The 24,318-nt window shown below is 66.2% G+C and carries 27 protein-coding genes; 14 read left to right on the top strand and 13 right to left on the bottom strand.

All coding sequences use genetic code 11. The features are described 5' to 3' along the window. The first annotated feature begins 9 nt into the window (after positions 1-9). Together Rhe02_RS12445 and Rhe02_RS12440 are read left to right on the top strand one after the other, a co-directional pair. The gene (locus Rhe02_RS12445; protein ID WP_203908311.1) at positions 10-813 is read left to right on the top strand and encodes an alpha/beta fold hydrolase; all 804 of its coding nucleotides are present in this window, start codon (positions 10-12) and stop codon (positions 811-813) included. 3 nt (positions 814-816) lie between these two features. Continuing rightward, a complete protein-coding gene (locus Rhe02_RS12440; RefSeq protein WP_203908310.1) occupies positions 817-2,010 on the top strand; it encodes a CysS/YqeB C-terminal domain-containing protein in 1,194 nt (397 codons plus the stop codon). Here the strand turns inward: Rhe02_RS12440 and Rhe02_RS12435 are convergent. Together Rhe02_RS12435 and Rhe02_RS12430 are read right to left on the bottom strand one after the other, a co-directional pair. Beyond that, positions 1,997-3,145, bottom strand: coding sequence for a hypothetical protein (locus tag Rhe02_RS12435; protein ID WP_203908309.1), 1,149 nt, complete (start codon positions 3,143-3,145; stop codon positions 1,997-1,999). The genes Rhe02_RS12440 and Rhe02_RS12435 overlap by 14 nt on opposite strands. Further along, positions 3,142-3,618, bottom strand: coding sequence for a SigE family RNA polymerase sigma factor (locus tag Rhe02_RS12430; RefSeq protein ID WP_239123704.1), 477 nt, complete (start codon positions 3,616-3,618; stop codon positions 3,142-3,144). The genes Rhe02_RS12435 and Rhe02_RS12430 overlap by 4 nt, the downstream gene beginning before the upstream one ends. 129 nt (positions 3,619-3,747) lie before the next feature. Here Rhe02_RS12430 and Rhe02_RS12425 point away from each other — a divergent pair, with 129 nt between their 5' ends. Then, positions 3,748-4,965 (top strand): NADP-dependent isocitrate dehydrogenase, encoded by a 1,218-nt coding sequence (locus Rhe02_RS12425; RefSeq protein WP_203908308.1) that lies wholly within the window; start codon positions 3,748-3,750, stop codon positions 4,963-4,965. Between the two features lie 68 nt (positions 4,966-5,033). Further along, on the top strand, positions 5,034-5,606 hold the full coding sequence (locus tag Rhe02_RS12420) for a hypothetical protein (RefSeq protein ID WP_203908307.1): 573 nt from the start codon (positions 5,034-5,036) through the stop codon (positions 5,604-5,606). Between the two features lie 117 nt (positions 5,607-5,723). On the opposite strand, the gene Rhe02_RS12415 is transcribed toward Rhe02_RS12420, so the two are convergent. Then, complete coding sequence (locus tag Rhe02_RS12415) at positions 5,724-6,188, bottom strand: hypothetical protein (protein WP_203908306.1); 465 nt, start codon at positions 6,186-6,188, stop codon at positions 5,724-5,726. Between the two features lie 64 nt (positions 6,189-6,252). On the opposite strand from Rhe02_RS12415, the gene Rhe02_RS12410 reads away from it, so the two are divergent. Continuing rightward, positions 6,253-7,011: an MBL fold metallo-hydrolase gene (locus Rhe02_RS12410; RefSeq protein ID WP_203908305.1), complete on the top strand. Its 759-nt coding sequence runs from the start codon at positions 6,253-6,255 to the stop codon at positions 7,009-7,011. Here the strand turns inward: Rhe02_RS12410 and Rhe02_RS12405 are convergent. From Rhe02_RS12405 to Rhe02_RS12380, 6 genes are all read right to left on the bottom strand, one after another. Beyond that, a complete protein-coding gene (locus Rhe02_RS12405; protein WP_203908304.1) occupies positions 7,008-7,988 on the bottom strand; it encodes a YncE family protein in 981 nt (326 codons plus the stop codon). The two genes, Rhe02_RS12410 and Rhe02_RS12405, sit on opposite strands and share 4 nt — an antisense overlap. Before the next feature lie 42 nt (positions 7,989-8,030). Beyond that, complete coding sequence (ung, locus tag Rhe02_RS12400) at positions 8,031-8,705, bottom strand: uracil-DNA glycosylase (RefSeq protein ID WP_373320625.1); 675 nt, start codon at positions 8,703-8,705, stop codon at positions 8,031-8,033. An 11-nt stretch (positions 8,706-8,716) separates the two neighbouring features. Next, complete coding sequence (locus Rhe02_RS12395; protein ID WP_203908303.1) at positions 8,717-9,139, bottom strand: type II toxin-antitoxin system VapC family toxin; 423 nt, start codon at positions 9,137-9,139, stop codon at positions 8,717-8,719. Then, the gene (locus tag Rhe02_RS12390) at positions 9,126-9,401 is read right to left on the bottom strand and encodes a CopG family ribbon-helix-helix protein (RefSeq protein WP_203908302.1); all 276 of its coding nucleotides are present in this window, start codon (positions 9,399-9,401) and stop codon (positions 9,126-9,128) included. Before Rhe02_RS12390 ends, Rhe02_RS12395 begins: the two co-directional genes overlap by 14 nt. Before the next feature lie 79 nt (positions 9,402-9,480). Beyond that, the gene (gene mdh, locus Rhe02_RS12385) at positions 9,481-10,431 is read right to left on the bottom strand and encodes a malate dehydrogenase (RefSeq protein WP_203908301.1); all 951 of its coding nucleotides are present in this window, start codon (positions 10,429-10,431) and stop codon (positions 9,481-9,483) included. A gap of 111 nt (positions 10,432-10,542) precedes the next feature. Continuing rightward, positions 10,543-11,415, bottom strand: coding sequence for a bifunctional methylenetetrahydrofolate dehydrogenase/methenyltetrahydrofolate cyclohydrolase (locus tag Rhe02_RS12380; protein ID WP_203908300.1), 873 nt, complete (start codon positions 11,413-11,415; stop codon positions 10,543-10,545). A gap of 429 nt (positions 11,416-11,844) precedes the next feature. Here Rhe02_RS12380 and Rhe02_RS12375 point away from each other — a divergent pair, with 429 nt between their 5' ends. From Rhe02_RS12375 to Rhe02_RS12355, 5 genes are all read left to right on the top strand, one after another. After that, positions 11,845-13,464 carry a peptide ABC transporter substrate-binding protein gene (locus Rhe02_RS12375; RefSeq protein ID WP_203908299.1) on the top strand — a complete coding sequence of 540 codons (1,620 nt, stop codon included), beginning with the start codon at positions 11,845-11,847 and terminating at the stop codon, positions 13,462-13,464. Between the two features lie 161 nt (positions 13,465-13,625). Beyond that, on the top strand, positions 13,626-14,549 hold the full coding sequence (locus tag Rhe02_RS12370; RefSeq protein ID WP_203908298.1) for an ABC transporter permease: 924 nt from the start codon (positions 13,626-13,628) through the stop codon (positions 14,547-14,549). 51 nt (positions 14,550-14,600) lie between these two features. Continuing rightward, complete coding sequence (locus tag Rhe02_RS12365; RefSeq protein WP_203908297.1) at positions 14,601-15,572, top strand: ABC transporter permease; 972 nt, start codon at positions 14,601-14,603, stop codon at positions 15,570-15,572. A gap of 6 nt (positions 15,573-15,578) precedes the next feature. Continuing rightward, positions 15,579-16,607, top strand: coding sequence for an ABC transporter ATP-binding protein (locus tag Rhe02_RS12360; RefSeq protein WP_203908296.1), 1,029 nt, complete (start codon positions 15,579-15,581; stop codon positions 16,605-16,607). Then, positions 16,591-17,601 (top strand): ABC transporter ATP-binding protein, encoded by a 1,011-nt coding sequence (locus tag Rhe02_RS12355; RefSeq protein ID WP_203908295.1) that lies wholly within the window; start codon positions 16,591-16,593, stop codon positions 17,599-17,601. Before Rhe02_RS12360 ends, Rhe02_RS12355 begins: the two co-directional genes overlap by 17 nt. An 87-nt stretch (positions 17,602-17,688) precedes the next feature. Here Rhe02_RS12355 and purH read toward each other — a convergent pair whose 3' ends face one another. Continuing rightward, a complete protein-coding gene (purH, locus tag Rhe02_RS12350) occupies positions 17,689-19,260 on the bottom strand; it encodes a bifunctional phosphoribosylaminoimidazolecarboxamide formyltransferase/IMP cyclohydrolase (protein WP_203908294.1) in 1,572 nt (523 codons plus the stop codon). Continuing rightward, positions 19,224-19,829 (bottom strand): phosphoribosylglycinamide formyltransferase, encoded by a 606-nt coding sequence (purN, locus tag Rhe02_RS12345; RefSeq protein ID WP_203908293.1) that lies wholly within the window; start codon positions 19,827-19,829, stop codon positions 19,224-19,226. The genes purH and purN overlap by 37 nt, the downstream gene beginning before the upstream one ends. 102 nt (positions 19,830-19,931) lie before the next feature. Between purN and Rhe02_RS12340 the strand changes: the two genes are divergently transcribed. Beyond that, positions 19,932-20,948, top strand: coding sequence for a DUF4190 domain-containing protein (locus tag Rhe02_RS12340; protein ID WP_203908292.1), 1,017 nt, complete (start codon positions 19,932-19,934; stop codon positions 20,946-20,948). A gap of 196 nt (positions 20,949-21,144) precedes the next feature. Beyond that, the gene (locus Rhe02_RS12335) at positions 21,145-21,378 is read left to right on the top strand and encodes a DUF4190 domain-containing protein (protein WP_203908291.1); all 234 of its coding nucleotides are present in this window, start codon (positions 21,145-21,147) and stop codon (positions 21,376-21,378) included. A gap of 50 nt (positions 21,379-21,428) precedes the next feature. Here the strand turns inward: Rhe02_RS12335 and Rhe02_RS12330 are convergent, their stop codons facing one another. After that, a complete protein-coding gene (locus tag Rhe02_RS12330; protein ID WP_203908290.1) occupies positions 21,429-22,733 on the bottom strand; it encodes a cell division protein PerM in 1,305 nt (434 codons plus the stop codon). Between the two features lie 80 nt (positions 22,734-22,813). Here Rhe02_RS12330 and Rhe02_RS12325 point away from each other — a divergent pair, with 80 nt between their 5' ends. Together Rhe02_RS12325 and Rhe02_RS12320 are read left to right on the top strand one after the other, a co-directional pair. Further along, positions 22,814-23,062: a hypothetical protein gene (locus Rhe02_RS12325; RefSeq protein WP_239123702.1), complete on the top strand. Its 249-nt coding sequence runs from the start codon at positions 22,814-22,816 to the stop codon at positions 23,060-23,062. A 7-nt stretch (positions 23,063-23,069) separates the two neighbouring features. Then, positions 23,070-23,378: a hypothetical protein gene (locus Rhe02_RS12320; RefSeq protein ID WP_203908289.1), complete on the top strand. Its 309-nt coding sequence runs from the start codon at positions 23,070-23,072 to the stop codon at positions 23,376-23,378. Between the two features lie 57 nt (positions 23,379-23,435). Here Rhe02_RS12320 and sucD read toward each other — a convergent pair whose 3' ends face one another. After that, positions 23,436-24,317 (bottom strand): succinate--CoA ligase subunit alpha, encoded by an 882-nt coding sequence (sucD, locus tag Rhe02_RS12315; protein ID WP_203908288.1) that lies wholly within the window; start codon positions 24,315-24,317, stop codon positions 23,436-23,438. Position 24,318 lies beyond the last annotated feature (1 nt).

The raw sequence follows: 24,318 nt of genomic DNA, 5'->3' as shown, positions 1-24,318 counted from the left end.
GTTGGAGGGGTGCGAGTTGCCGTCGAGCCCGGAGTCTGCCTGAACGTCCGCCACCGCGAAGGTGCCGGACGTCCCTACCTGTTCGTGCACGGCCTTTCCTCCAACGCCCTGCTGTGGGAGGGGGTGGCCGAGCATCTGCCCAACCCGAGCTGGGCGATAGACCTGCGCAGCCACGGCGAGTCCGATGCGCCCGACAAGGGTTACGACACGGCCACCGCCGCCGCCGACCTGGTAGCCGTCATCGCCGAGCTTGCCCTCGACCAGCCGGTGGTGGTCGGCCAGTCCTGGGGCGGCAACATCGTGGTTCAGCTGGCCGCCAAGCACCCGGAGCTGGTCGGCGGGATAGGCCTGGTCGACGGCGGGTGGATCGATCTGGCCGCCGCGTTCGCGAGCTGGGAGGAGTGCGAGCGGGCGCTGCGACCGTCCGAAATAGACGGTCTGCCGGCGAGCCGGCTGCGCCAGTGGATGGCCAATGCGCACCCCGACTGGTCGGCGGCGGCCGTGGAGGCCACCCTCGCCAACATGCGCCTGCGCCCCGACGGCACCGTCGAGCGCCGGCTGCCCATCGACAAGCACATGCTGATCGTGCGGTCGATGTGGGATGAGCCGCCGGCGCAGTTCCTGCCCCTGATCACCGCGCCCGCGTTGCTGCTTCCGGCGATGGGGCCGCAGGAGGAGAAGGCGTCGCGGGTCACCTCGGCCGCCGAGCTCATTCGGCGATCCCGCATTGTCTGGTACCCAGATGGTGATCATGATCTTCATGCCCAGCATCCGGCGCAGCTCGCCTCCGACCTAGCCACGCTGGCGGGCTGAACCATGACCAAGCTTTTGGTCATCATGGGCTCCGGCGAGACGACGCCGACCATGATCAAACCGCATCGCCAGATCTTCGATGCGCTCCCCCAACCCGCGCGCGCCGTCCTGCTGGACACCCCATATGGGTTCCAGCTGAACGCCGACGAGATCAGCGCTCGCACGGTGGGCTATTTCCGGCAAAGCGTCGGGCGCAACGTCGAGGTGGTCTCGTGGCGCAAGGAGCCGCCACCCGGGCTGGAACGCGAGCGCGCGCTCGCCGCCCTGCGTCAGGCCAACTGGATCTTCGCCGGGCCCGGCTCGCCCACCTACGCGTTGCGCCAATGGTTCGGCTCCGAGCTTCCCACCCTCATGACGAGCGCTGACGCGCTCATCTTCGCCAGCGCGGCCGCGCTAACCCTTGGCTCGCATACGATCCCGGTCTACGAGATCTACAAGGCGGGCGAGCAGCCGCGCTGGGAGCCAGGCCTCAACCTGTTCGAGCAGCTCACCGGGGTTCCTGCGGTGGTGATTCCGCACTATGACAACGCAGAGGGCGGCCATCACGACACCCGCTACTGCTACCTCGGCGAGCCGCGTCTGTCTTATTTGGAGCAGCAGCTGCCGCAGGGCGCTGTCATCATCGGCGTCGACGAGCACACCGCGCTCATCTGCGATCTGGAAGCGCAGACCGCCAGCGTGGTGGGCAACGGCGGGCTCACCTTGCGCCGCAACGGTTCCAGCACGCGCTACGAGTCCGGCTCGGTGCTGCCGCTGTCTCTCGACTCCCCGACCGGGGTCGCGCTCGCGGCTCCGGCACAGCCCGAAAAGCCACCGCAGCCTGCGCTGACCTCGGTGCGCGCGGTCGCCGACGACCTCGATGCCAAGTTCTCCACCGCCCTGTCTGCAGGCGACCTGGACGGCTGTGTGGCTACCGTGCTCGAGCTGGAACAGGCCATCACCGATTGGACGGCCGACACCCTCGCCTCCGACGACGCCGACCACGCCCGCGGCATGCTGCGCGGAATGGTGGTGCGCCTGGGAACAGTTGCGGGCACTGCCGTTCCGTTCATCCAGACCCTCGTGCAGCTGCGTGAGCAAGCCCGCGCCAAACGCGACTTCGCCGCCTCCGACCAGCTTCGCGACGCGCTGGCCGATGGCGGCGTGGAGGTCAGAGACACCCCCGAAGGTCCACAGTGGACCCTCAGTCAAACCTAAGCGCCACTTCGATTTTCTCGTTGTCCCCCGGGTTCGCGTCGGCCGCCTCGTCATAGACCTCGCCCCCACCCAGGATCCCCAGCGCGGTGACCGACAGGCTGCCCGATCGGCTGTCCAGGCTGGCCAGGCGCACGTGCACCTCAATGCTGCGCGACTGACCTGGCTCCAGGCCGGTGACGAGAAGCGTGTTCTCGATCGTGGCCGGATCGACCCCCGGCGCGGTAGTCCTCCATTCCGGGTCGGTGGCCCGCATTCCCTTGGCCACCAACGTCAGCATCACGCTGTCCACCGCCTGGGTTCCGGCATTGGTGATCGTCACCAGGAAGCTGCCCACGCCTGCCTTGAGACGCAGTTCTTGCGCGGCGACCACGAGGTCTCCCGGCGTTCGCCAGAAGGCATCGGAACCGTCTCGCTGCCTAAAAGCCTTCCCGTCCCAGGCGTAGACGCGCCACTGGTGCTCAACCGCGCTATAGAAGGCTCCACAGCACGTCCTCGCCCCGGCCACCTTGACCGCGACAGTGCCGTCGGCGCCCATCGCCATCCGGTCCACGGCCGAGATGGCGCCGCCCGTGCCGATCACCCGGCCCACCAGCCTGACGCTCGCCCCCGAGGTGCCCGGCGCGACCACCAGAACCTGTTCTGCGACAACCTTTTCCTTGGCCAAGCAGCGAACGTGCAGCACGGTCTCAAACGAGCCATCCCGGTCGATGTCCACATAGGACATGTATTGGCCGGTGTCCGGCCACACATAGAGGTTGAGCCGATCGTCGGCGAAACCCACCTCGCCGTGTGGGCAGACACCCGCCGTGTCCGCCTCGAACACCGGCATCTGCACGGAGGAAGTCAGCAGCTGCGCCATGGTCAGCCCGCCCGCCGGGATCTCGCCGCCGGTCCGCTGTGGCCGGGGCAGGTCACCTCCGATCGGGCCGCCACCCGCGGTCAGCCCCACGGCGGCCGCCGGGACGAGCATCCCCGCGATGACCGCCGCGGAAAGGAACGCGTGACGCCGCCTGCGCCTGGCCAGCCCCCGCCGTTGTGCCGCGGCCACACCCGCCGCCCTGACCCGCGCCTGTTCGGCGCCCCGATACTGCGCGAAGAGCGCACGCACATCGTCATCGCCCAGTTCGGTGTTCATCGTTGTTCCCCCATCGACAGCTGTGCCGACAGGGCGCTTCGCCCCCGCGACAGCCAAGACTTGACCGTCCCCACCGGGACGCGTTCCTCCAACGCGATCTCCGCGATCGGGATGTCGGCGAGATAGAAGAGGATCATCGCTCGGCGCTGGTTCTCGGGCAGCCCCGCCAGCGCGGTCACCAGCGCCACCCGATCCGGCTCCGGGCCTTGCACCACCGGCTCCCGCTGGGTCAGCGCATGCGCGATGGCGATCCGCCTGCGACGCCAATGGCTCGTCGCCAGGTTCCAGGCGACTCTTCGTACCCAGGCATGCGGATCCTCATATCCGGAGACCTTGCCCCACCGGTCGAAGGCGCGCACGAATGCCTCCTGCACCACGTCCTGCGCGTGCTCCATGTCGCCGAAGTACGCGTTGAGCTGCAGCGTCAGGCCGTGGAAGTGGGTGCTGTAAAACTCACCGAAGTCTCGGTCCACGCCACAACACGTTTATGCCGCCGCTCAGGTTGCGTAAGGCCCCTGGGTTGCAAGCTATCTTTCATGCAGTACGCTCGTACTGCTAAGCCGCCAAGGAACAGGATGCCGTGGAACAGGAGCGCTATCGACATGGCGAAGATCAAGGTAAATAACCCGGTCGTCGAGATCGACGGCGACGAGATGACCCGGATCATCTGGAAGCAGATCCGGGAGCAGCTGATCCTGCCCTACCTCGACGTCGAGCTGGACTATTACGACCTGGGGATGGAACACCGGGACGCTACCGATGACCAGGTGACCATCGACGCCGCCAACGCGATCAAGCGGCACGGGGTCGGGGTGAAGTGCGCGACGATCACTCCGGACGAGGCCCGGGTCGAGGAGTTCGGCCTCAAGAAGATGTGGCGGTCCCCGAACGGGACGATCCGTAACATCCTCGGTGGCGTGGTCTTCCGCGAGCCGATCATCATGAGCAACGTCCCCCGGTTGGTGCCGGGCTGGACCCAGCCGATCATCATCGGCCGCCACGCGCACGGCGACCAGTACAAGGCGACCGACTTCGTCGTTCCCGGCCCGGGCACGCTGACCATCAGCTTCCAGCCTTCCGATGGCGGCGCGCCGATGGAGTTCAACGTGGCCGACTTCCCCGGTGGCGGTGTGGCCATGGGCATGTACAACTTCGATGACTCGATCCGCGACTTCGCCCGCGCCTCGTTCCGCTACGGCATCGACCGCAACTACCCGGTCTACCTGTCGACGAAGAACACCATCCTCAAGGCCTACGACGGCCGGTTCAAGGATCTGTTCGCCGAGGTTTTCGAGGCCGAGTTCGCCGCCGAGTTTAAGGCCAAGGGCCTGACCTACGAGCACCGGCTGATCGACGACATGGTCGCCGCCGCGCTCAAGTGGGAAGGCGGCTTCGTGTGGGCTTGCAAGAACTATGACGGCGACGTCCAGTCCGACACGGTCGCGCAGGGCTTCGGCTCGCTGGGCCTGATGACCTCGGTGCTGATGACCCCCGACGGCAAGACCGTCGAGGCGGAGGCCGCGCACGGCACGGTCACCCGGCACTACCGGCAGTGGCAGAAGGGCCAGAAGACCTCCACGAACCCGATCGCCTCGATCTACGCGTGGACCCGGGGCCTTGCCCACCGCGGCAAGCTCGACGGCACCCCCGCGGTGACCAACTTCGCCGACACGCTGGAGAAGGTCGTCGTCGACACCGTCGAGGGCGGCGCCATGACGAAGGACCTCGCGCTCCTCATCGGCCCCGACGCGCCGTGGCAGAGCACCGAGGAGTTCATGAACACGCTCGACCAGGCGCTGTCGGAGCGACTCGCCGCCTGATCACTTTCGGGTAACGCCCGCCGGCTACCAGTTGGCGGGCGTTTTCCCTGGTAGTAGTCTTCTGCGCCATGCACCCCCTGGTCATGACCACGTCGGCGCGGCATCGGCGCACCCTCACCACGCCGCAACTGCTCCGTATCGCCGCCTCGATCCTGCTCACGGTCGCCGTCGTGGCCGCCCTCGGCGTATTCGGCGGCTCCATGGCCACGCAAGCCAAAGTCCTGCAATGGTTCTCGGCTCGCGGCATCGCGCCGGGCCTGGTTGGCTGGGCCACCTACGCCCTCCCCCTGCTGGCCCTCACCAAGATCCTCTCTCCCTATTCCAGGCCGTTCCTCCGCGTGCTGGCCTACCTGGTGTTCCCACCGGCCCTGGTCATGACCGCCCTCATGAGCCGCCCTCGCGCGACGACCACCGCCGACTGGAAGCTCGCCATCAACCCGGACTTCGTGGCCGCCTCCCAGCTAGCCGCCTACGCACTGCTCGCCGCCGCCATCATCTTCGTGATCTCCTGCGTGATAACCCTCGCCCGGTCCGCCGCCACCACCCCCACCGACGACATCCTGATCGCCTTGCGCCGCAACGCTTCCCGCATCATCCTCTTCGCCGTCGGCAGCACCCTCGCCACCCTCATCCTGACTTAACCCTTTCTTTGCGCCGCTACGTCGTGGTCCCTCACCGTCAGCTCCCGCGCGGCACATCCCTACGTGCTTGCCCGGCCCCCGACGGCTCCGCCGCCGACCCACCAAGATCGTCGGCTTCTATTTCTGGAGGGCGCTGACGCCGTCGCGCTTGATGGCGGCGGCGATTGTTTGCAGGCGTTGCTTTGCGGCCTCTTCCGACGGCTCCCGGAATTTCACCGTGTGACTGCCCAGGACCGTTACGTGGACGGTGTGGCTGCCCGTGAAGAACAGCAGGTGGGCAATCCACGAGAGACCGAACGCCACCGCGAGGATCGGGAGCATCAGCAGAAAGCCCAGGATGTCCCCGCCATCGAAGGAGGCCCAGGCAACGATGCCGGTGCGCTGGACATGGAGCATGACCTCCACCCCGTCGGGGTCGACCACATCGACGATGCCCGCTTCCCGGCGACGCTGGGCGGCGTCCTGTTCGGCTTTGGCCGCCAGCTCCTCGCGCTCCTCAATCCGGCGGCGCTCCTGCGCCATCTTGGCGGCCGCTTCCTTGCGGCCCTCCTCAAGACGCCGCTGATCACGTTCGCTGAGCATTGCGCCATTGTGCCCGGCACAATCAAGCTCCACTGCCCCGTTCCGCAAAACGTAGGATCGGGCGATGGCGGTGATTTCGCGGCGTATAGGTACGGCGACGGTGACGGCGCTTTCTGATGGAGAAGGCCTCTTCTTCCAGCCCCGGACGCAGGCGTTTCCAGACGCCGACGAGCGGGCGTGGGCGCTGGCGGACGGGTTCGACCCGGGGGCGGCGGCGCCGGAAGGGCAATGGCGGCTTCGTTTTCGCACGTTTGCGATCAGACTCGATGATGGCCGGACGATCCTGTTCGATGCCGGGATAGGGCCAGCCGATTCGCCGGCCGCATCGTGGGCGCCCGTGCCGGGGAGTTTGCCGGAGTCGCTGGCCGAGGCGGGGATAGACCCGGGCGACATCAGCCAGATCATCATCAGCCACCTGCATACCGACCATATTGGATGGTGGTTCGGCGGCCTGTTCCCTCAGGCGGAGGTGTTGCTGCAGCGCACCGAGCTGGAGTGGATCACGCCTCGGCTGGACGGGCTGATGCCCAAGGAGCGGCTGGTTTTGCTGGATGGCGACAGCAAACTCGCCGGCCCGGTTCAGGTGGTGGCGACCCCGGGACACACGCCGGGTCACCAGTCGTGCCTGGTCACCGAGGGCGACGAGGTGCTGGCGCTGACCGGCGATTTGCTCGTGCACGCCATCCAGCTGGTGCTGCCCGAGATGCGCTATGCGCTCGAGATGGATCCGGACAGGGCCCGGGAGTCGCGCGTTTCCCTTCTGGCACAAGCGAAAACGCTCGGCACGTCACATCTGACCGAAGCGTTCACCGACCTTCGCTAGGCGGGCGGCAGGAGCACGCCGTAGACAGCATTGTCCTTGTAGGAGGACACCCAGGCCCGGTCGCCGTAGACGATGACATCGACATTGGCGCGATCGGCGAGGGCGCTGGCCTTGCCGACGGCACGGGAGGAAAGCACCTTCGGCGCTGTGGGTTCGTTGGAGATCTGGGAAAGCGTCGGGCCTTTCGAAGCGACGACGAAGATGCGGCCACCGGAAATGGTGAGGCCGTCCGGTTCACCGGGAACAGCCACCCGGCCGACGACCTTGAGCGTCTTCTGGTCGACGGCGATCACCTCGTCGGCCCGGGTGCACGTCACCCACACCACCTCGCCGAGGGTCTGCACCCCTTGTGCGCCTTCGCAAAGCTTCTCCGACGTGACCACCTCGGCCCCCTCAAGCTGGATGCGGGTCAGCGTGCCCGCGGCGTAGGAGGTGACGAAGGCGTGTTGCCCGGTGAGCGCCACGAGCCTGGGCGTGCCGGGCACCGGGATGTCGCGGGAGGGCGGCTGGCCGTGCTGGATCTGCGTCACCACGCCCGCGTCCTGGCGCACCACCATCAGGTAGTCAAGGTTCGTCGCCACCCCTTCGGGGCCGCCGGTGAGCGGATACCCGCCAGTGCTTGCCCCGCTTTTGGGGTCGAAGAAGCTGACCGTGCCGTCGCCGAAGAGCGAGACCGCGACTCCCCCACCGTAAAAGGAGGCGATGCGCAGCGGGGTCTTGCCCACGTCGATGCTCTTGCTGACGAGCCCGTTCTGCGGGTTGATGCCACGGATCTCGTCGCCGTCGGCGCTGGCGACCCAGACCAGACCGTTGGACACGGCCAGGCCGATCGGGGTCTTGATGTCGACCTTCCAGAGCTCGGCCTTCGGGTCGAGGTCGGCCTTGCCCGGCGACTTGGTGGGCACCGGATCGGCGGTGCCCGTGCATCCAGCCAGAACAAGCGTTGCCGCTACCGCGAAAACCCACAGCCGACTCATGGACAAGAGACGCGCTGCGGCCGCCTTAGGTTGGCGGCGCGGCTATGACCAGGTGATAGTGCCGCGGCCCGCCTTGCCGAGCGCCTCGCCGATCGCGGTGAAGTGGCCACAGCCGAGAAACCCGCGCGGGTTCATCGGGCTCGGGTGACCGGCTTGCAGCACGGTGTGCTGGGCGTTGGTCACGAACGCGGCCTTCTTGCGGGCGTAGGCACCCCAGAGCACGAACACGACGCTGTAGGGCGAGTCGTTGACCGCCTTGATGGCCGCGTCGGTGAAATGCTCCCACCCCTTGTCGGCGTGGCTGGTGGGCTGGCCCGCGCGAACGGTGAGCACCGCGTTGAGCAGCAGCACCCCCTGGCTTGCCCAGCCGGTCAGGTCGCCATTGGACGGTGGCTTCACGCCCAGGTTGTCCTGCAGCTCCTTGTAGATGTTGCGCAGGCTCGGCGGCACGGCGACACCCGGCCGCACGCTGAAGCTGAGCCCGTGGGCCTGACCCGGCTTGTGGTAAGGGTCCTGGCCGAGGATGAGCACTCGGGTCTGCGCCGGAGAACACAGCCGGAACGCGGAGAAGAGATCTTCGCGCGGCGGGTAAACCGGGCCGGCGGCGTATTCCGCCTCCACAAACGACGACAGGCGCGCCACGACCTCAAGGTCGAGGTGCGGCTTCATCACGTCACGCCACTCGGTAGGCAGCAGGTCCAGCAAATCGATAGTCACGGAGACACAGCCTAAACCTCGGCCACCTTAAGCCCACGGAAGCGCTTGAATCCCTTGTCTGCGGTGACGAACTCGCAGCCGTGCTCGATGGCGAGCGCCGCCAGAAAGACATCGGGAAAGTCCCTGCCAGTGGCGCCGATCTCGTGACACAGCCTGGTAACTATCGACCAGTGCCGTGGGCCGGGCGCCACGGTCACCGCAGTGGGCTGATGCCGCATCTGTTCGGCGAACGCGAGCGCCAGGCTCAACGGGGTCGGCGTGCGGTAGATCCGCCGATCGGTAGCGATCCTCAGAAAGCCATTGATCACCACATCGCTGACCGCATAGCTCTGCTCGCTTGAGATATCGTCGGCGATCAGCTGTCGGTATGCCTCATGGCCTTGGGACTCTGGCCGATGCGCATAGATGAGCACATTGACGTCATGCAGACGCATCGAGCAATCCGAGGAATGTCGTCTCGTCTTCCTGCGCGAGGATGTGCTTGAGGCCGTGCGGGCTGAGGTCGACGTTGGGCTGAAGGCCGTCGCCACCAAAAGTCACCAGGTCGATGGTTTGGCGTGGCGGAAGGGACTCTTGCCGGTCAAGAAGCTGGCGCACCGCGTCCTCCAAGACTGATGCCATGGTGCGATTGCGTTGGGCCGCATAGTGTTTCAGACGCGCGAGCAGGTCCTCATTGAGCCGGACCGTGGTTCGCATAGAAAAAGGCTAGTTGACCAAGCATCAATATGTCAAGGGCCCAGACATATTGATGCCTGGGCCCTTTGAGCTGCGAATGTCAGAGATTCGCGACGTCTGCCTGCTTCGCGCGAACAGCCTCGGCCGCCACCTTGAGCTCGGCCAGCTCGGCGTCGGTCAGGTTGGTCTCGACCACCTTCCTGATTCCACCGGCGCCGATTTCGGCTTCGACACCGAGGTAGACACCGCTGATGCCGTACTCGCCGTCGACCCAGGCGCAGACCGGCATGACCGCGCCGCTGTCCTCCGCCACGGCCTTGGCCATGCGAGCGGCCGCCGCCGAAGGGGCGTAGTAGGCCGAGCCGGTCTTGAGCAGGGCTACCACTTCGGCGCCGCCGTTACGGGTACGCACCACAAGCTCTTCGATTTTGTCTGCCGAGAGAAGATCGGAGAGCGGCTTGCCATCCACGGTGCACTGGGACGGCACCGGGACCATGGTGTCGCCGTGTGAGCCCAGGGTGAGCGTCCTGACCGACTTCACCGGCACGCCCAGCTCCTCGGCCACGAAGTGCGTGAAGCGAGCGGTGTCAAGCATTCCGGCCTGCCCGAGCACCCGGTTGCGCGGGAACTGGGTGGCGATCTGGGCCAGCGCGGTCATCTCGTCGAGCGGGTTGGACACGACGATGACGACGGCGTTGGGGGCGTACTTGGCCACCTGCTCGGCAACCCCACGGACGATCTTGGCGTTGACCCCGAGCAGGTCCATCCGGCTCATGCCCGGCTTGCGCGGCAGACCGGCCGTGATCACGACGATGTCGGAGTCGGCGATCGCCTCATACCCCTCGCCGCCGGTGCCGGTGGTGGCCCCGACCACCTTGGTCTCGAAGCCTTCGATCGGGCGGGACTGGTTCATGTCCAGCGCGAGTCCCTCCGGCTTGCCCTCGATGATGTCCGTGAGCACAACCGTCTCGAAGACGTCGTACTCGGCGAGCCGCTGCGCGGTGGTTGACCCGTAGAAGCCGGCGCCGACGACGGTGACCTTCTTACCCATCCAACTGCCCTTCTAGAATTTTGGCGCGTGCAAAGCAACGCGCGGCAGATCGCCCCTTCGAGGCAGCGACATCCAAGCCCGATCTTGACAGCCTTCGGCCGTCAAAGATCGTCAGGATGTCACTGCCGGCCGATCCGCAATTTCCACGACATTAGTTAGCAGCATGGCCCGCGTCATCGGGCCCACGCCGCCGGGGTTGGGGGAAATGAATCCCGCCACCTCGACGACGCCTGGGTGGATGTCGCCGACGACCCGCTTCTTGCCATCTTCGTCGATTTCCCGGGACACCCCGACATCGATGACGGCCGCTCCCGGTTTGACCATGTCCGGCGTGATCATCCTTGGCACGCCCACCGCGGCGACGATGATGTCGGCGTTACGGGTGTGCGCGGCGAGGTCACGGGTGCCGGTGTGGCAGGTAGTGACGGTGGAGTTCTCCGATTTGCGGGTCAGCAGCAGGCCCAGTGCGCGGCCCACGGTCACCCCGCGCCCGATGACCACGACGTCGGCCCCGTTGAGCGCGATGTCATAGCGGCGCAGCAGTTCCACGATCCCGCGCGGGGTACAGGGCAGGGGCGCCGGGGCGTTGAGCACGAGCCGGCCCAGGTTGGTCGGGTGCAGGCCGTCCGCGTCCTTGGTGGGGTCGATCAGCTCGAGCACCCGCTGTTCGTTACGCCCTTTGGGCAGCGGCAGCTGGACGATGTACCCGGTACAGGCCGGGTCCTCGTTGAGCTCCGCGACCGCCTGCTCGATCTCCTCCTGCGACGCCGTGGCGGGCAGATCGCGCCGGATCGAGGCGATGCCGACCTCCGCACAGTCCTTGTGCTTGCCGTTGACGTACCAGACCGAGCCCGGGTCATCGCCGACCAGGATGGTGCCCAGGCCCGGCACGACTCCTTGTTCCCGCAGCTTCGCCACGCGCTCACGGAGGTCGGACTTGATTTCGGCCGCGGTTGCGGTGCCGTCCAGAACAGTCGCCGTCATGAAATCGAGTTTCCCATTCGCCTTCGAATCACCTGCAAACGGCCGGGCTAACCTTCCGATCGCAATCACTTTGAGTAACAGTGGGATGCCTCACGAATCGGACGCATCGACTCCGGCTTCCAATATACGAGACGACAAATTGGGCGAAACTTCTCTCAGGTTCTTGCCAGCCATCTCGGCCACGCTGCCCCGTCCCGAAACTAGAGATCGGGCATAATGCCGCTAATAGGTTCTAAATTGCGCCGGATGCAATACCAGGATGGTAGGACTATTGGCAAGTAGGGATGCCTCAATTGCTTGCCATTTCGTGACATCAGGTTTGGCGTCTGGCCAAAGTTCGTCCTACCTTTGCCGCAATGTTGCACTGAGTGACATGGGCAGATCCTCGTGCCGGTGCTCGCTGGTGAGACACAGATTTTAGGAGGCTCAATGCAGGTCCGCAGGCTGGCTGCCTGGGCCGCGCTCCCGCTCACAGTCGCGCTGGGTCTATCGGCCTGCGGCACGGGAGGCGACTCGGGTAGCACCAACCCCGACGGTGTGGTTTCCATCGGCATCGCCGAACCACAGCACCTACTTCCAGGAAACACCAACGAGACCAGTGGTTCTCAGGTCCTGGCGGCGCTCTACTCCCCGCTCGTCGACTTCGATGAGGCCAACAAGCCTTACGAGGTTGCGGCGGAGAGCATCACCACCACGGACAACAAGACCTGGACCGTCAAGCTCAAGGACGGCACCTTCCACAACGGCGAGCCGGTTAACGCCGACAGCTACCTCAACTCGTGGAACTACGCCGCCTATGGTCCGAACAAGCAGGACAACGGCTTCTTCTTCGAGCGGGTCGAGGGCTACAAGGACCTCAACCCGAGCGACGCCAACGCCACGCCGTCCGCGAAGACCCTCAGCGGCCTGAAGAAGGTCGACGACAAGACCTTCACGATCACGCTGTCGGAGCCGTTCAGCGAGTTCAAGGCGCTGCTCGGTTACACCGCGTTCTACCCGCTGCCGAAGGCGGCGTTCGAGGACCCGGCCGCGTCTCCGCTGGTGCTGAAGAAGGACTTCGAGCAGGCCCCGATCGGCAACGGCCCCTTCAAGATGAAGGGTGCCTGGCAGCACGACTCGAAGATCGAGGTTGAGCGCTTCGCCGACTTCAAGGGCGCCGCGCCCAAGATCGGTGGGGTTACCTTCCCGATCTACCAGAACAGCCAGGCCGAGTACGCCGACCTGCAGGCCAACAACCTCGACGTGGTGAAGACCATCCCGACCGAGGCTCTGTCGACCGTTCAGGGCGACCTGGGCGACCGCTTCCAGCAGTCCCCGGCCTCGACCTTCCAGTTCCTCGCGTTCCCGACCTTCGACCCTCGCTTCAGCAAGCCCGAGGTTCGCAAGGCCATCTCGCAGGCGATCGACCGTGAAGAGATCGTCAACGCGGTGTTCCAGGGTTCGCAGAAGGCCGCTTACTCGTTCGTTTCCCCGGTGGTCGCGGGATACCGCGACAAGTCCTGTGGCGCGGCGTGTGACTTCAAGCCGGCCGAGGCGAAGGCTGCCTACGCGGCTGCCGGTGGCCCGAAGAGCCTGAACATCTCCTACAACGCCGATGGTGGCCACAAGCAGTGGGTCGACGCGACCTGCAACCAGCTGAAGGCCAACCTGGGCGTGGAGTGTGTCGGTACACCCGAGGCCAAGTTCGCTGACCTGCTGCAGAACGTCGAGGACAAGAAGGACGTCGGCATGTTCCGCATGGGCTGGGTCATGGACTACCCGTCCATGGAGAACTACCTCAACCCGCTGTACTCGACCAACGGTTCGTCGAACTACTACGGCTACAGCAACGCCGAGTTCGACAACCTGGTGAAGCAGGGCTCCGCCGCTGCCACCTCGGACGAGGCCATCAAGAAGTACCAGCAGGCCGAGGATCTCCTCGCCCGTGACATGCCGGTTCTTCCGCTGCGCTTCGGCCAGAACAACTTCGGTCACTCGACCAAGGTGAAGAACGTGTCCATGGACCTGTTCAACCGCGTCGACCTGAACAAGATCGAAGTTGTCAGCTAACGATCGATAGCAGAACGGCGGTGGCCGGCGCGAACCCTAACGGGGTGAGCGCCGGCCACCACCAGGTTTGCCCACAACCGCTCCGTCGACCTCAGCGGCATGGTACGAAGAATACGGATCTTTCTACCCATAATGGCTGCTCCGGCTAAGAGAGAACGGCGATGTTCCGCTACCTAGTGCGGCGATTCCTCCAGATGATTCTGGTGTTCATCGCCACCACGTTCATCGTGTACGCGCTGATGTACGCGACCGGTGGTGACCCCATCCAGGCCCTGGCCGGCGAGCGGCCGGTCAGCCCCACCCAGCGCGCTCAGCTGGTCAAGGAGTACGGCCTCGACCAACCGTTTTGGAAGCGCTATCTCGACTATCTCAACGATCTGCTGCACGGCGACTTCGGCCAGACCCTGACCGGGCGCAGCATCAACGACATCATCGCCGAATCGCTGCCCACGACCGCCAAGCTGGCCGTCATCGCGATTCTCACCACGATCCTGGTCGGCGTCACGGCCGGCATCATCGCCGCCATTCGCCGCGGCGGAATCTTCGACAACAGCACGCTGATCCTCACCCTGATCATCATCGGGGTGCCGACGGTGGTGCTCGCTCCGGTCGCTCAGCTGGTCTTCACGATCAAGCTGCCGTGGTTCCCGACCACCGCCGGTGAGGGCAACCTCTACGCGCTTCTGCTGCCAGGCATTGTGCTGGGTGCGCTCTCGGTGGCGACCGCGATGCGGCTGACCCGCACCTCGTTCTCCGAGAACCAGCGGTCGGACTACGTACGCACGGCGCGTTCCAAGGGTCTTCCGACCCGGCGCGTCGTGGGCGTCCACATCCTGCGCAACTCGCTGATCCCGATCGTGACCTTCCTCGGCATCGAGCTGGGCGCGCTGATGGCCGGGGCGATCGTCACCGAGGGTGTCTTCAACATCAACGGGGTGGGTTTCCAGCTCGCGCGAGCGCTGCGAACAGAGGACACGCCATTGGTGGTCGGCATCGTCAGCGTTCTGGTGATCATCTTTCTGGTGGCCAGTCTCGTGGTTGATCTGCTCTACGCCGTACTCGACCCGAGGATCCGTTATGAGTAAGCACATCTTCGGCCCCGGTCGTGCGGCCGACCGCAAAGGAGGCCAGGGCAGATGAGTAGCGACTTCGAGACTGTGGCTGCTACCGAGCTGCACACGGCCACCCGCGGCCCGCAGGGCGAGCCGAACGCGCCCGGTCAGCCGCACACCATGGAGACCCAGAAACCGCGAAGCGCGGGTGCGGATGCGTGGCGCGAGTTGCGCCGCAAGCCGCTCTTCTGGATCGGCGTCGCGATCGCGGCCGTGGTCGTGGTCATGGCCGCTTTTCCTTCGCTTTTCACCTCGGCCGACCCGACTGTCTGCCCGCTGAGCCGGCGCATGGGCGGCCCGAGCGGCGAGGCGATCTTCGGGTACGACGTGCAGGGCTGCGACGTCTTCGCCAAAGCCGTCTACGGCACGAAGAACTCGGTGATGATCGGCGGTGGCGCGGCGCTGCTGGCCGGCGTCGTCGGCATGCTGCTCGGCCTGACGGCCGGCTTCTTCGGCAGCTGGTGGGACGGGATAGTTTCGCGGATCATCGATATCGTCCTGGGCCTGCCGCTGTTGCTCGCCGGCATCGTCTTCATGAAGCGCGTCAGCAACGCCGGTGGCGGCGAGACCGCCCGGATCGTCGCTCTCATCGCGATTCTCGGCCTGCTCGGCTGGACCACCGCCGCCCGCGTCATCCGCGCCTCGGTCATCACGGCCAAACAGCAGGACTACGTGCAGGCGGCCCGGATGCTGGGCGCCGGAAACGGCCGCATCATGTGGCGGCACATCCTGCCCAACGCGATCGCGCCGTTCACTGTGATCATCACGATGGCGCTGGGTGCCTTCATCGCTGCCGAGGCGACGCTGTCGTTCCTCGGTGTCGGTCTGGTGCCGCCCAGCCAGTCGTGGGGTCTGGCCATCTCCGAGGCCAACCCTTACAAGCGCGAGGACTTCGTGCCCCTGCTGGTGCCTTCGGCATTCCTGGCGCTGACGGTGCTGGCGTTCATCATCCTCGGCGACACCATCCGTGAAGCCTTCGACCCGAAGTTGCGGTGACGATCGATGACCAACCTACAAGTCGGTGGGGATCAGCCAGCCGGGCAGCACCTGCTCGAGGTGCGGGACCTGTTCGTCGAGTTCCACACCCGCGACGGTGTCGCGAAGGTGATCAACGGGGTCTCGTACCACCTGGATGCCGGCGAGACACTGGCAGTGCTTGGTGAATCAGGATCCGGCAAGTCGGTGACCGCGCAAGCGATCATGGGCATCCTCGACATGCCCCCGGCCAAGATCCCGAAGGGGCAGATCTTCTACAACGGGGACGACCTGTTGAAGATGGCGGAGAACAGGCGCCGGGACATCCGGGGCAAGGACATCTCCATGATCTTCCAGGACGCTCTTTCAGCGCTGAACCCGGTCTTCTCGGTCGGCTGGCAGATCTCCGAGACGCTGCGCACCCGCACCGAGATGTCCAAGGACGCGGCCATGAAGCGGGCCATCGAGCTGATGGACCTGGTGAAGATCCCGGGCGCCAAGACCCGCGTCAAGGACTACCCGCATCAGTTCTCCGGCGGCATGCGGCAGCGCGTCATGATCGCGATGTCGCTGGCGATGGACCCGAAGGTGCTGATCGCCGACGAGCCGACCACCGCGCTGGACGTGACCGTGCAGGCCCAGATCATGGACCTGCTCGCCGATCTGCGGCGCGACCTGAACATGGGCATGATCCTCATTACCCACGACCTCGGTGTGGTCGCCGATGTCGCGGACCGGATCGCGGTCATGTACGCGGGCCGCATCATCGAACACGCCGATGTGCACAGCATCTACAAGCAGCCGGCGCACCCCTACACGCGGGGCCTGCTGGACTCGATTCCGCGGCTGGACCACAAAGGCACCGAGCTGGCCACCATCAAAGGCTTGCCGCCCAACCTGATGCGCCTGCCGACCGGCTGCAAGTACCACCCCCGCTGCCCTTACGTGCAGAAGCCTATTTGCGTAGACGAGGAACCGCGGTCGCTGAACCTGGGCAACGGCCGCACCAGCGCGTGCCACTTCGCGAAGGAGATGCTCGATGGCAACCTTGGGTGAGCCGATCCTGCGGGTGGAGAACCTGGTCAAGCACTTCTCCATCACGCAGGGCATCCTGTTCAAGAAGAAAATCGGTGCCGTGCAAGCGGTCGACGGGGTCAGCTTCGAGCTGCACCGCGGCGAAACCCTTGGCATCGTTGGCGAGTCGGGTTGCGGTAAGTCGACTCTGGCCAAACTCCTTATGCGCCTTGAGCATCCGACCTCCGGCCGGGCCATCCTCAACGACAAGGACATCTTCAAGATGTCCGGCGGGGAGCTGCGCAGGTTGCGCCGCAACGTGCAGATGGTGATGCAGGATCCCTACACCTCGCTCAACCCGCGCATGACGGTCGGCGACATCATCGGCGAGCCGTACAACATTCACACCGAGGTGGCCCCGAAGGGCGACCGCAGCCGGCGCATCCAAGAGCTGCTGGAGCTGGTCGGCCTGAACCCGGAGCACATCAACCGCTACCCGCACCAGTTCTCCGGTGGGCAGCGCCAGCGCATCGGCATCGCCCGCGCGCTCGCGCTCAAACCCGAGATCATCGTCTGCGACGAGCCGGTGTCCGCCCTCGACGTGTCGATCCAGGCTCAGGTCATCAACCTGTTGGAGAAGCTGCAGAACGAGCTGGCGCTCAGCTACATCTTCATCGCGCACGACCTGTCGGTGGTGCGCCACATCTCCGACCGGGTCGGCGTCATGTACCTGGGCAAGATTGTCGAGATCGGCACCGAAGACGAGATCTACCAACGCCCGACGCACCCTTACACCCAGGCGTTGCTATCGGCTGTCCCGATGCCCGACCCCGACGCTCGCCTGCACCGCGACATCATCCGCTTGGAAGGCGACGTCCCGTCCCCGGCCAACCCGCCGTCGGGCTGCCGTTTCCGCACCCGTTGCTGGAAAGCCCAAGAGAAATGCGCCACCGAGGAGCCTTTGCTCATCCGCCGCGCCGTCGAGCCCCACCCCTCGGCCTGCCACTTCGCCGAGCTGAGGCACGTGGTGGCTTAAACCCTTTTATACGCCGGTCCGTCGGGGTCGCTCGCCGCAATTCCCATGCGGCGAACGACCCCTCCGTGCTTCCAGCGCTTTAGAAACTCAGTGGAAGAAGTGACGGGAGCCGGTGAGGTAGAGGGTGATTCCGGCCGCCTGCGCGGCTTCGATTGTCAGCTCGTCGCGGATCGAGCCGCCGGGTTGGACGACCGCTGAAACTCCGGCGTCGATGAGCACCTGAATGCCGTCGGGGAAAGGGAAGTAGGCGTCGGAGGCGGCTACCGCGCCCTTGGCGCGATCGCCCGCGCGGGTCACCGCCAGGCGGCACGAATCGACCCGGTTGACCTGACCCATGCCGACCCCGACCGAGGCGCCGCCCGAGGCGAGCAGGATGGCGTTGGACTTGACCGCCCGCACCGCTGTCCACGCGAAAGCCAAGTCCTCCAACTGTTCCGGCGACGCCGCCGCGCCTGCCACGAGGGTCCAGTTGGCGGGGTCGTCGCCGGGAGCGGCCATGTCGTCGCGGGTCTGCGTCAGGTAGCCACCGGAAATCTGGCGCAACTCCACCATGTTCGGCTCGAACGCGGGGGCCCTGAGCACGCGCAGAGCTTTACGGGCGGAAAGGATGTCCACCGCTCCGTCCTCATAGGACGGCGCGACGATGACCTCGGTGATGATCTCCGCCACCTGCTTGGCCATCTCGACGGTCACCGTGGCGTTGGTCGCGATCACGCCGCCGAAGGCCGACAGCGGGTCGCAGGCGTGCGCCTTGCGATGCGCCTCCGCGATGTCGCCGTCGGAAATGGCTATCCCGCAAGGGTTCTGGTGCTTGATGATGGCCACCGCCGGCCGATCGAAGTCGTGCGCGGCGCGCCAGGCGGCGTCGGCGTCGATGTAGTTGTTGTAGGACATCTCCTTGCCGCCAAGCTGATCCGCCTGGGCCAGGCCACGTCCACCGGCTTCGGTGTAGAGAGCCGCCTTCTGGTGGGGGTTCTCGCCGTAGCGCAGGACAGCGGAACGGCGCACGGCAAGACCGGCGAACTCGGGCCACCACTGCTCGCTGGGCGCGAGCTCCTGCGCGCACCACTGCGCGACAGCGACGTCATAGTCGGCGATGTCAGCGAAAGCCCGCGCGGCGAGGATGCGGCGTTCCTCGTCGTTGAAGCCGCCTCGCTCCAGCGCCGAGGCCACCAGGTCGTAGAGCAGCGGGGAGGTGACGACCGCGACGTTGGCGTGGTTCTTGGCCGCGGCCCGGACCATGGCCGGCCCGCCGATATCGATCTGCTCGACGCACTCCTCGATGGATGCTCCCGAGGCGACGGTCTGCTGGAACGGGTACAGGTTGGAGACGAGCAGCTCAAAGGGCTGGATCCCCAGCTCGGCCAGCTGCGCCCGATGCGTGTCAAGACGCATGTCGGCTAGCAGACCGGCGTGCACCTTCGGGTGAAGGGTTTTGACCCGGCCATCGAGGCACTCGGGAAACCCGGTCAGCTCCTCCACACGGGTCACCGGTACGCCGGCCGACTCGATGTGCGCCGCGGTGGACCCGGTCGACACGATCTCCACTTTCGCCTCAGCGAGCCTTAACGCGAGCTCAGTGAGTCCGGTTTTGTCGTATACGCTGATCAGCGCACGTCTAATCACGGAACAGTGACCTTTCTTCCGTTGAGGGTCCATCCATCACGGGCCATCCGGCCAACGTATTCGACGAGCTGCTCCCGCTCCACCACCTTGATGCGCTCGGTTAGCGTCTCCTCGGTGTCCTCGTCGAGAACCGGGACAGCGACCTGCGCGATGATCGCTCCGGTGTCGACCCCCTCATCGACGATGAACAGGGTCGCCCCGCTCACCTTCACACCGTAGGCGAGGGCATCACGCGGGCCGTGGATGCCCGGAAACGAGGGCAGCAAAGCGTTGTGGGTGTTGAGATAGCGACCGCCGAAGGCGCGCAGGAACTCGGGCCCGACCAGCTTGAGGAAGCCCGCCGAGATGACGAGGTCCGGCTGGTGCTGGACGGCCGCCTCGGTGAGCGCCTTGTCCCAGAGATCGCGGGTGGCGAAGTCTGCCACCCGGCAGACAAAGGTCGGCACCTCGGCCGCCTCGGCGCGGGCCAAGCCGGCGATCTCGAAGCGGTCCGCTCCGACAGCCACCACCTTCGCACCGTACGAGGGATCGCGGGACGCGTCCAGAAGCGCTTGGAGATTCGAGCCCGAGCCGGAGACCAGGACGACGAGGCGGGCGGTCACGAGAGCACCCTATCCGGCGTGCATTCAGCTTCTGAGCTGGGGTACGACAGGTATTCGGGTGTTTTACGGGACAAAGGGACCATATAAGTGGATATTGGGACCATGACGCAACCGCCAAATACCCCGGACGACGTGCCGGAGATTCCTGAGCCACCCACCCCGACGGGGTTCCCTGACGCGACCATCCCACCGCCTCCACCGCCCCCGGTCCCGCCTCCCCCACCGCCGGTTCCCCCGGCGCCACCGGTTCCGCCCGCCCCCACCATTCCCAGCGTTCCGCCGCCCAGCGCGGTCACCCCCCTCCCGCCACCGCCGATGGCCACCGGGCCGACCGGACCACCGGAACCCGGCAACGACGAGGGCTACCCAACCCCGCCGCCCGACCCGGTCACCCCCTTCCCGCCGCCGGCCATGGCCACCGGGCCGACCGGACCACCGGAACCTGGCAACGGCGAGGGTTACCCCGCCCCTGAGCCGACCCCGCCGCCTGGTGCGGTGCCGCCGGAGCCACCTTTCCCACCTGCGCCAACACCGCCCGAGCCACCCGCGCCCATGCCGCCCGCGCCACCAATGCCCCCCGAACCGCCCATGCCGCCACCCGTCCCGCCGCCGCCGGTGCCGGTGCCGCCCGTGCCGCCGCCCGGGCCGGTCACCGAGATGCCAAGGCCGCCGGTGCCACCCGACGGCGACACCATCCCCGGGATGTCGCCGCCACAAGTCCCGGACCCGGGCACCCAGCCGCCGGCTGTGCCAATTCCGCCGGTGCCGCCCGTCGGCGCGCCCCCGCCGCCGGTCCCGCCGACCGGCGCCGTCTACGGCCGCGGCAACAACAACCGGATGAACCTGCTTGGTTACCTATCGCTGGCCTTCGGCATCATCGGCACCGGATGTTGCTGTTGCCCATGGCTCAACGGCGCGCCCTTCATCGGCGGCATTCCAGCCATCATCCTCGGCGTCATGCACCTGATGCGGGTCAACAAGGGCCAGGCGAGCCACAAGTGGCTGGCGTGGGTGGGCATTGTTCTCGGCGTTCTCGCCATCATCGGCGCGATCTGCGGCCTAACCACAGACTGGGACAGCCGCATCACGGATCAATACAACGAGTACGTAGACCAGTAACAGCCGCCACCAATGTGGAGGGAGGTCCCGCCGGACTTCCCTCCACATGCGTATGTCCGGGTTCACCACTACACTCCGCGTGTCGTCGATCGATCGGGGGTCGGGACTTGACCATCTGCACCAGGGTCGACAACATGTACGCCTGAGCGCGCGCCGAGGCGGCGCCGCGGGCACATCCCTCAAAAGGAGAACATTCATGACTCAACCGGCTGCGGTTCCGAACGACAAGACCACCCTCTGGGGCGTGCTTGGCATCGTCTTCTTCTGCTGCCCCCTGCTCGGCATCGTCTTCGGCGTGCTTTCCATGATGGAAGCCAAGAAGAGCGGCAAGCAGCCGACCCTGGCCTACGTCGCCTTTGCCCTCGCGGGACTTGTCATCGTGGTGAACCTCATCCTCACCGTTACCGGCAACGGCTACTTCGGGAGCTGATCAGCCCCACTCAAGAAAGCCACACCCACCCATGGGTGTGGCTTCTCTTTTCAATGTGGACGATCGCTGATCCAGCGCCGGCCACACGCCGCCGCGACCGCAAGCACGGCACCGAGTCCGATCGCGACAGCGGCCGACAGCGCGGTCTGCCAGGCGACCGCGCCCACCGGGAAGGGTTTGCCGCCGTCGAGCCTGCCACTGCCCGCGAGCGTCATCGCCCCGATCACCAGACCGGCCACCGGACCGGCGACCGCGGCCGAGCCAAGCATCCGCCACCAGTTGGGAGTGGGCAGCACGGTGTCCCCGGCCCGCGTCCGGCGCGGCCGCAACCGCCTGCGTACCAGGAGAAAACCGGCCACCGATCCGAGCAGCAACGGCACCGCGAGCATGGACGAGAGCACATTGTCCAGCGGCGCATGGGGAATCCCCGCGAGCACGGGAAGCGGTGGCATTTCTCCAATCACCACTCCGCCTGCGCGCACCACTGTCCCTGAGCCGATGACGAAGCCCGGCCCGAGCAGGTACGCGCTCGCCCAAACGGCGAAGTTGGGCGCGAAGGCGAGGCAGACCATGGTGACTCCGGCCTGTCCGGCGACACCGGAGGGGAACGCGCGGAACAGTTCCAAGGCGTCGCTTCCGTTGAGCGCCACCGCGAGCCCGCACAGCCCGGCGCCCGCGCCCAGAACCATCAGCGCGCCAACAACTCCTGTCCGGATGGCATCGCGAAACAGCTGTGGGGTGGCCCGCGCGATCGTGCGCACCGCGCCGGTGATGCGCAGCGAGCCGATGAACGCAGCGGCCGCGCCCACCACGAGCAGATGCAAACCGGCCCGCCACGGTGTCACGGCCAGACCGGGCCGGTCGACGACGAGCCCGACGGCGAATCCGATGACGCCGTAGACGATCCCGATCGCACCCGCCACGTAGGCGGCGGTGAGGACCGATCCGCTGCCGCGCGCTCCGATGCCCCGCGCGGTGTGCACCCCGGCGCGGCTCAGGCGCCACGCCGCAAGCAGTGTCACGGCAAGGGGCGCCACCGCGAGCTTGCCGATCGGCGCCGTGAGCGGGGCTCCGTGCGCCAGCAGCCATCCGGCGAGCGCGACGGTCACCTCCGCCCCGTTGGGCTTCTGGCCGAGCGTGAACCTCGCCGTCAGTACCAACAAAATCATCGCCGACACAGAAATGAGCGTGGCCCAACCGGTGTTGATGAGCGCGGCGACGACCAGTGGCGCGCCGGGACGCGGGGCCTTGCGCGGCAAGGGCCGTTGCCACGGAATGCGAACGGTGGGCATCGCCGCGAGCTCTTCGTCGCTCGGACGAGGCTGGGGGCCAATTAGGTCGTGCGGGGTGGTCATCGTAAATCACTCAACCACAAAGAGCCCTGGATAACTACGAAGTTGCCGCGCCGCCCTTTTTGCGCCGTTAGTCTGCGTTCATGACCTATACACCGCCTCCGCCGCCGATGGCTCAGCCAGTCCAGCCGGTGGGCAAGGACAACACCGGCCTATTCGGCTGGATCGGCATTATCGGTGGCCTGTGCTGCGGCATCCTCGGCCTGATCTTCGGCATTCTGTCGATCATGCAGGCCAAGAAGTGGGGCAAGTCCCCGGTTCTGGGATGGATCGCCATCGTCATTGGAGTGCTGAACATCATCGGCGGCTTCATCTGGAACGTGAACAGGTAGATGACCCATGTCTGAGTCATTGCCACCACCCATGCAGCCGCCGGAGCCGGTGGGCCCAGTTCAGCCTGGCGCTGTCCCGACCCGGGACAACGCCCAGGTATTCGGCTGGATCGGCATCATCACGGCGATCTTCTGCTGTCCGTTGCTGGGCATTCTGTTCGGCTACCTGTCCATGCAGGAGTCACGAAAGTTCGGCAAGGACGAGACCCTGGGCAAGGTGGCCCTCTGGCTCGGCATAGGAATTCTGGCGCTGAGCGTGGTCAGCGGAATCATCTTCGCCTGTCTCGGCGGCACCGGCGCCTGGCTAAACCGCTGACACAGACAAAGGAAGGGACCCACACCGTGGTGGAGTCCCTTCCTTTACAGGCGACGGTCAGCCCATGATCTCGCGCATGAGCCGCGCGGTCTCGGAAGGGGTCTTGCCGACCTTCACTCCGGCAGCTTCGAGGGCGACCTTCTTTGCCTCTGCGGTACCGGACGAGCCCGAGATGATCGCACCGGCGTGGCCCATGGTCTTGCCGGGCGGCGCGGTGAAACCGGCGATGTAGCCGACGACCGGCTTGGTCACGTGCGCCTTGATGTACTCGGCGGCGCGCTCCTCGGCGTCCCCGCCGATTTCGCCGATCATCACGATCGCCTCCGTCTCCGGGTCCTCCTGGAAGGCGGCGAGCGCGTCGATGTGGGTGGTGCCGATGATCGGGTCACCACCGATGCCGACCGCGGTCGAGAACCCGATGTCGCGAAGCTCGTACATCATCTGGTAGGTAAGCGTTCCCGACTTCGAGACCAGGCCGATGCGGCCCGACCCGGCGATGTCGGCCGGGATGATGCCGGCGTTGCTCGCGCCTGGCGAGGCAATGCCGGGGCAGTTCGGGCCGACGATGCGGGTCTTGTTGCCGGTGGCCACGGCGTGGGCCCAGAAGACCGCGGTGTCGTGCACCGGCACGCCCTCGGTGATGACCACGGCGAGCCCGATGCCCGCGTCGATGGCCTCCAGGACCGCGTCCTTGGTGAACGCGGGGGGCACGAAGATGACCGTCACGTCAGCGCCGGTCTTGGCCATCGCGTCGGCGACCGACCCGAAGACCGGAACGCTGGTGCCGTCGAATTCGACTTCGGTGCCGGCCTTGCGCGGGTTGACCCCGCCCACGATGTGGGTTCCCGCGGCCAGCATGCGCCGGGTGTGCTTGGAACCCTCCGAGCCGGTCATGCCCTGAACGATGACCTTGGAGTCCTTGGTGAGCCAGATAGCCATT

Origin of the sequence: Rhizocola hellebori, from assembly GCF_016862955.1 — a bacterium.
Classification (GTDB): Bacteria; Actinomycetota; Actinomycetes; order Mycobacteriales; family Micromonosporaceae; genus Rhizocola; species Rhizocola hellebori.
Note: the sequence above shows the minus strand (reverse complement) of the source record. Positions and strands in the feature narration are given on the sequence as shown.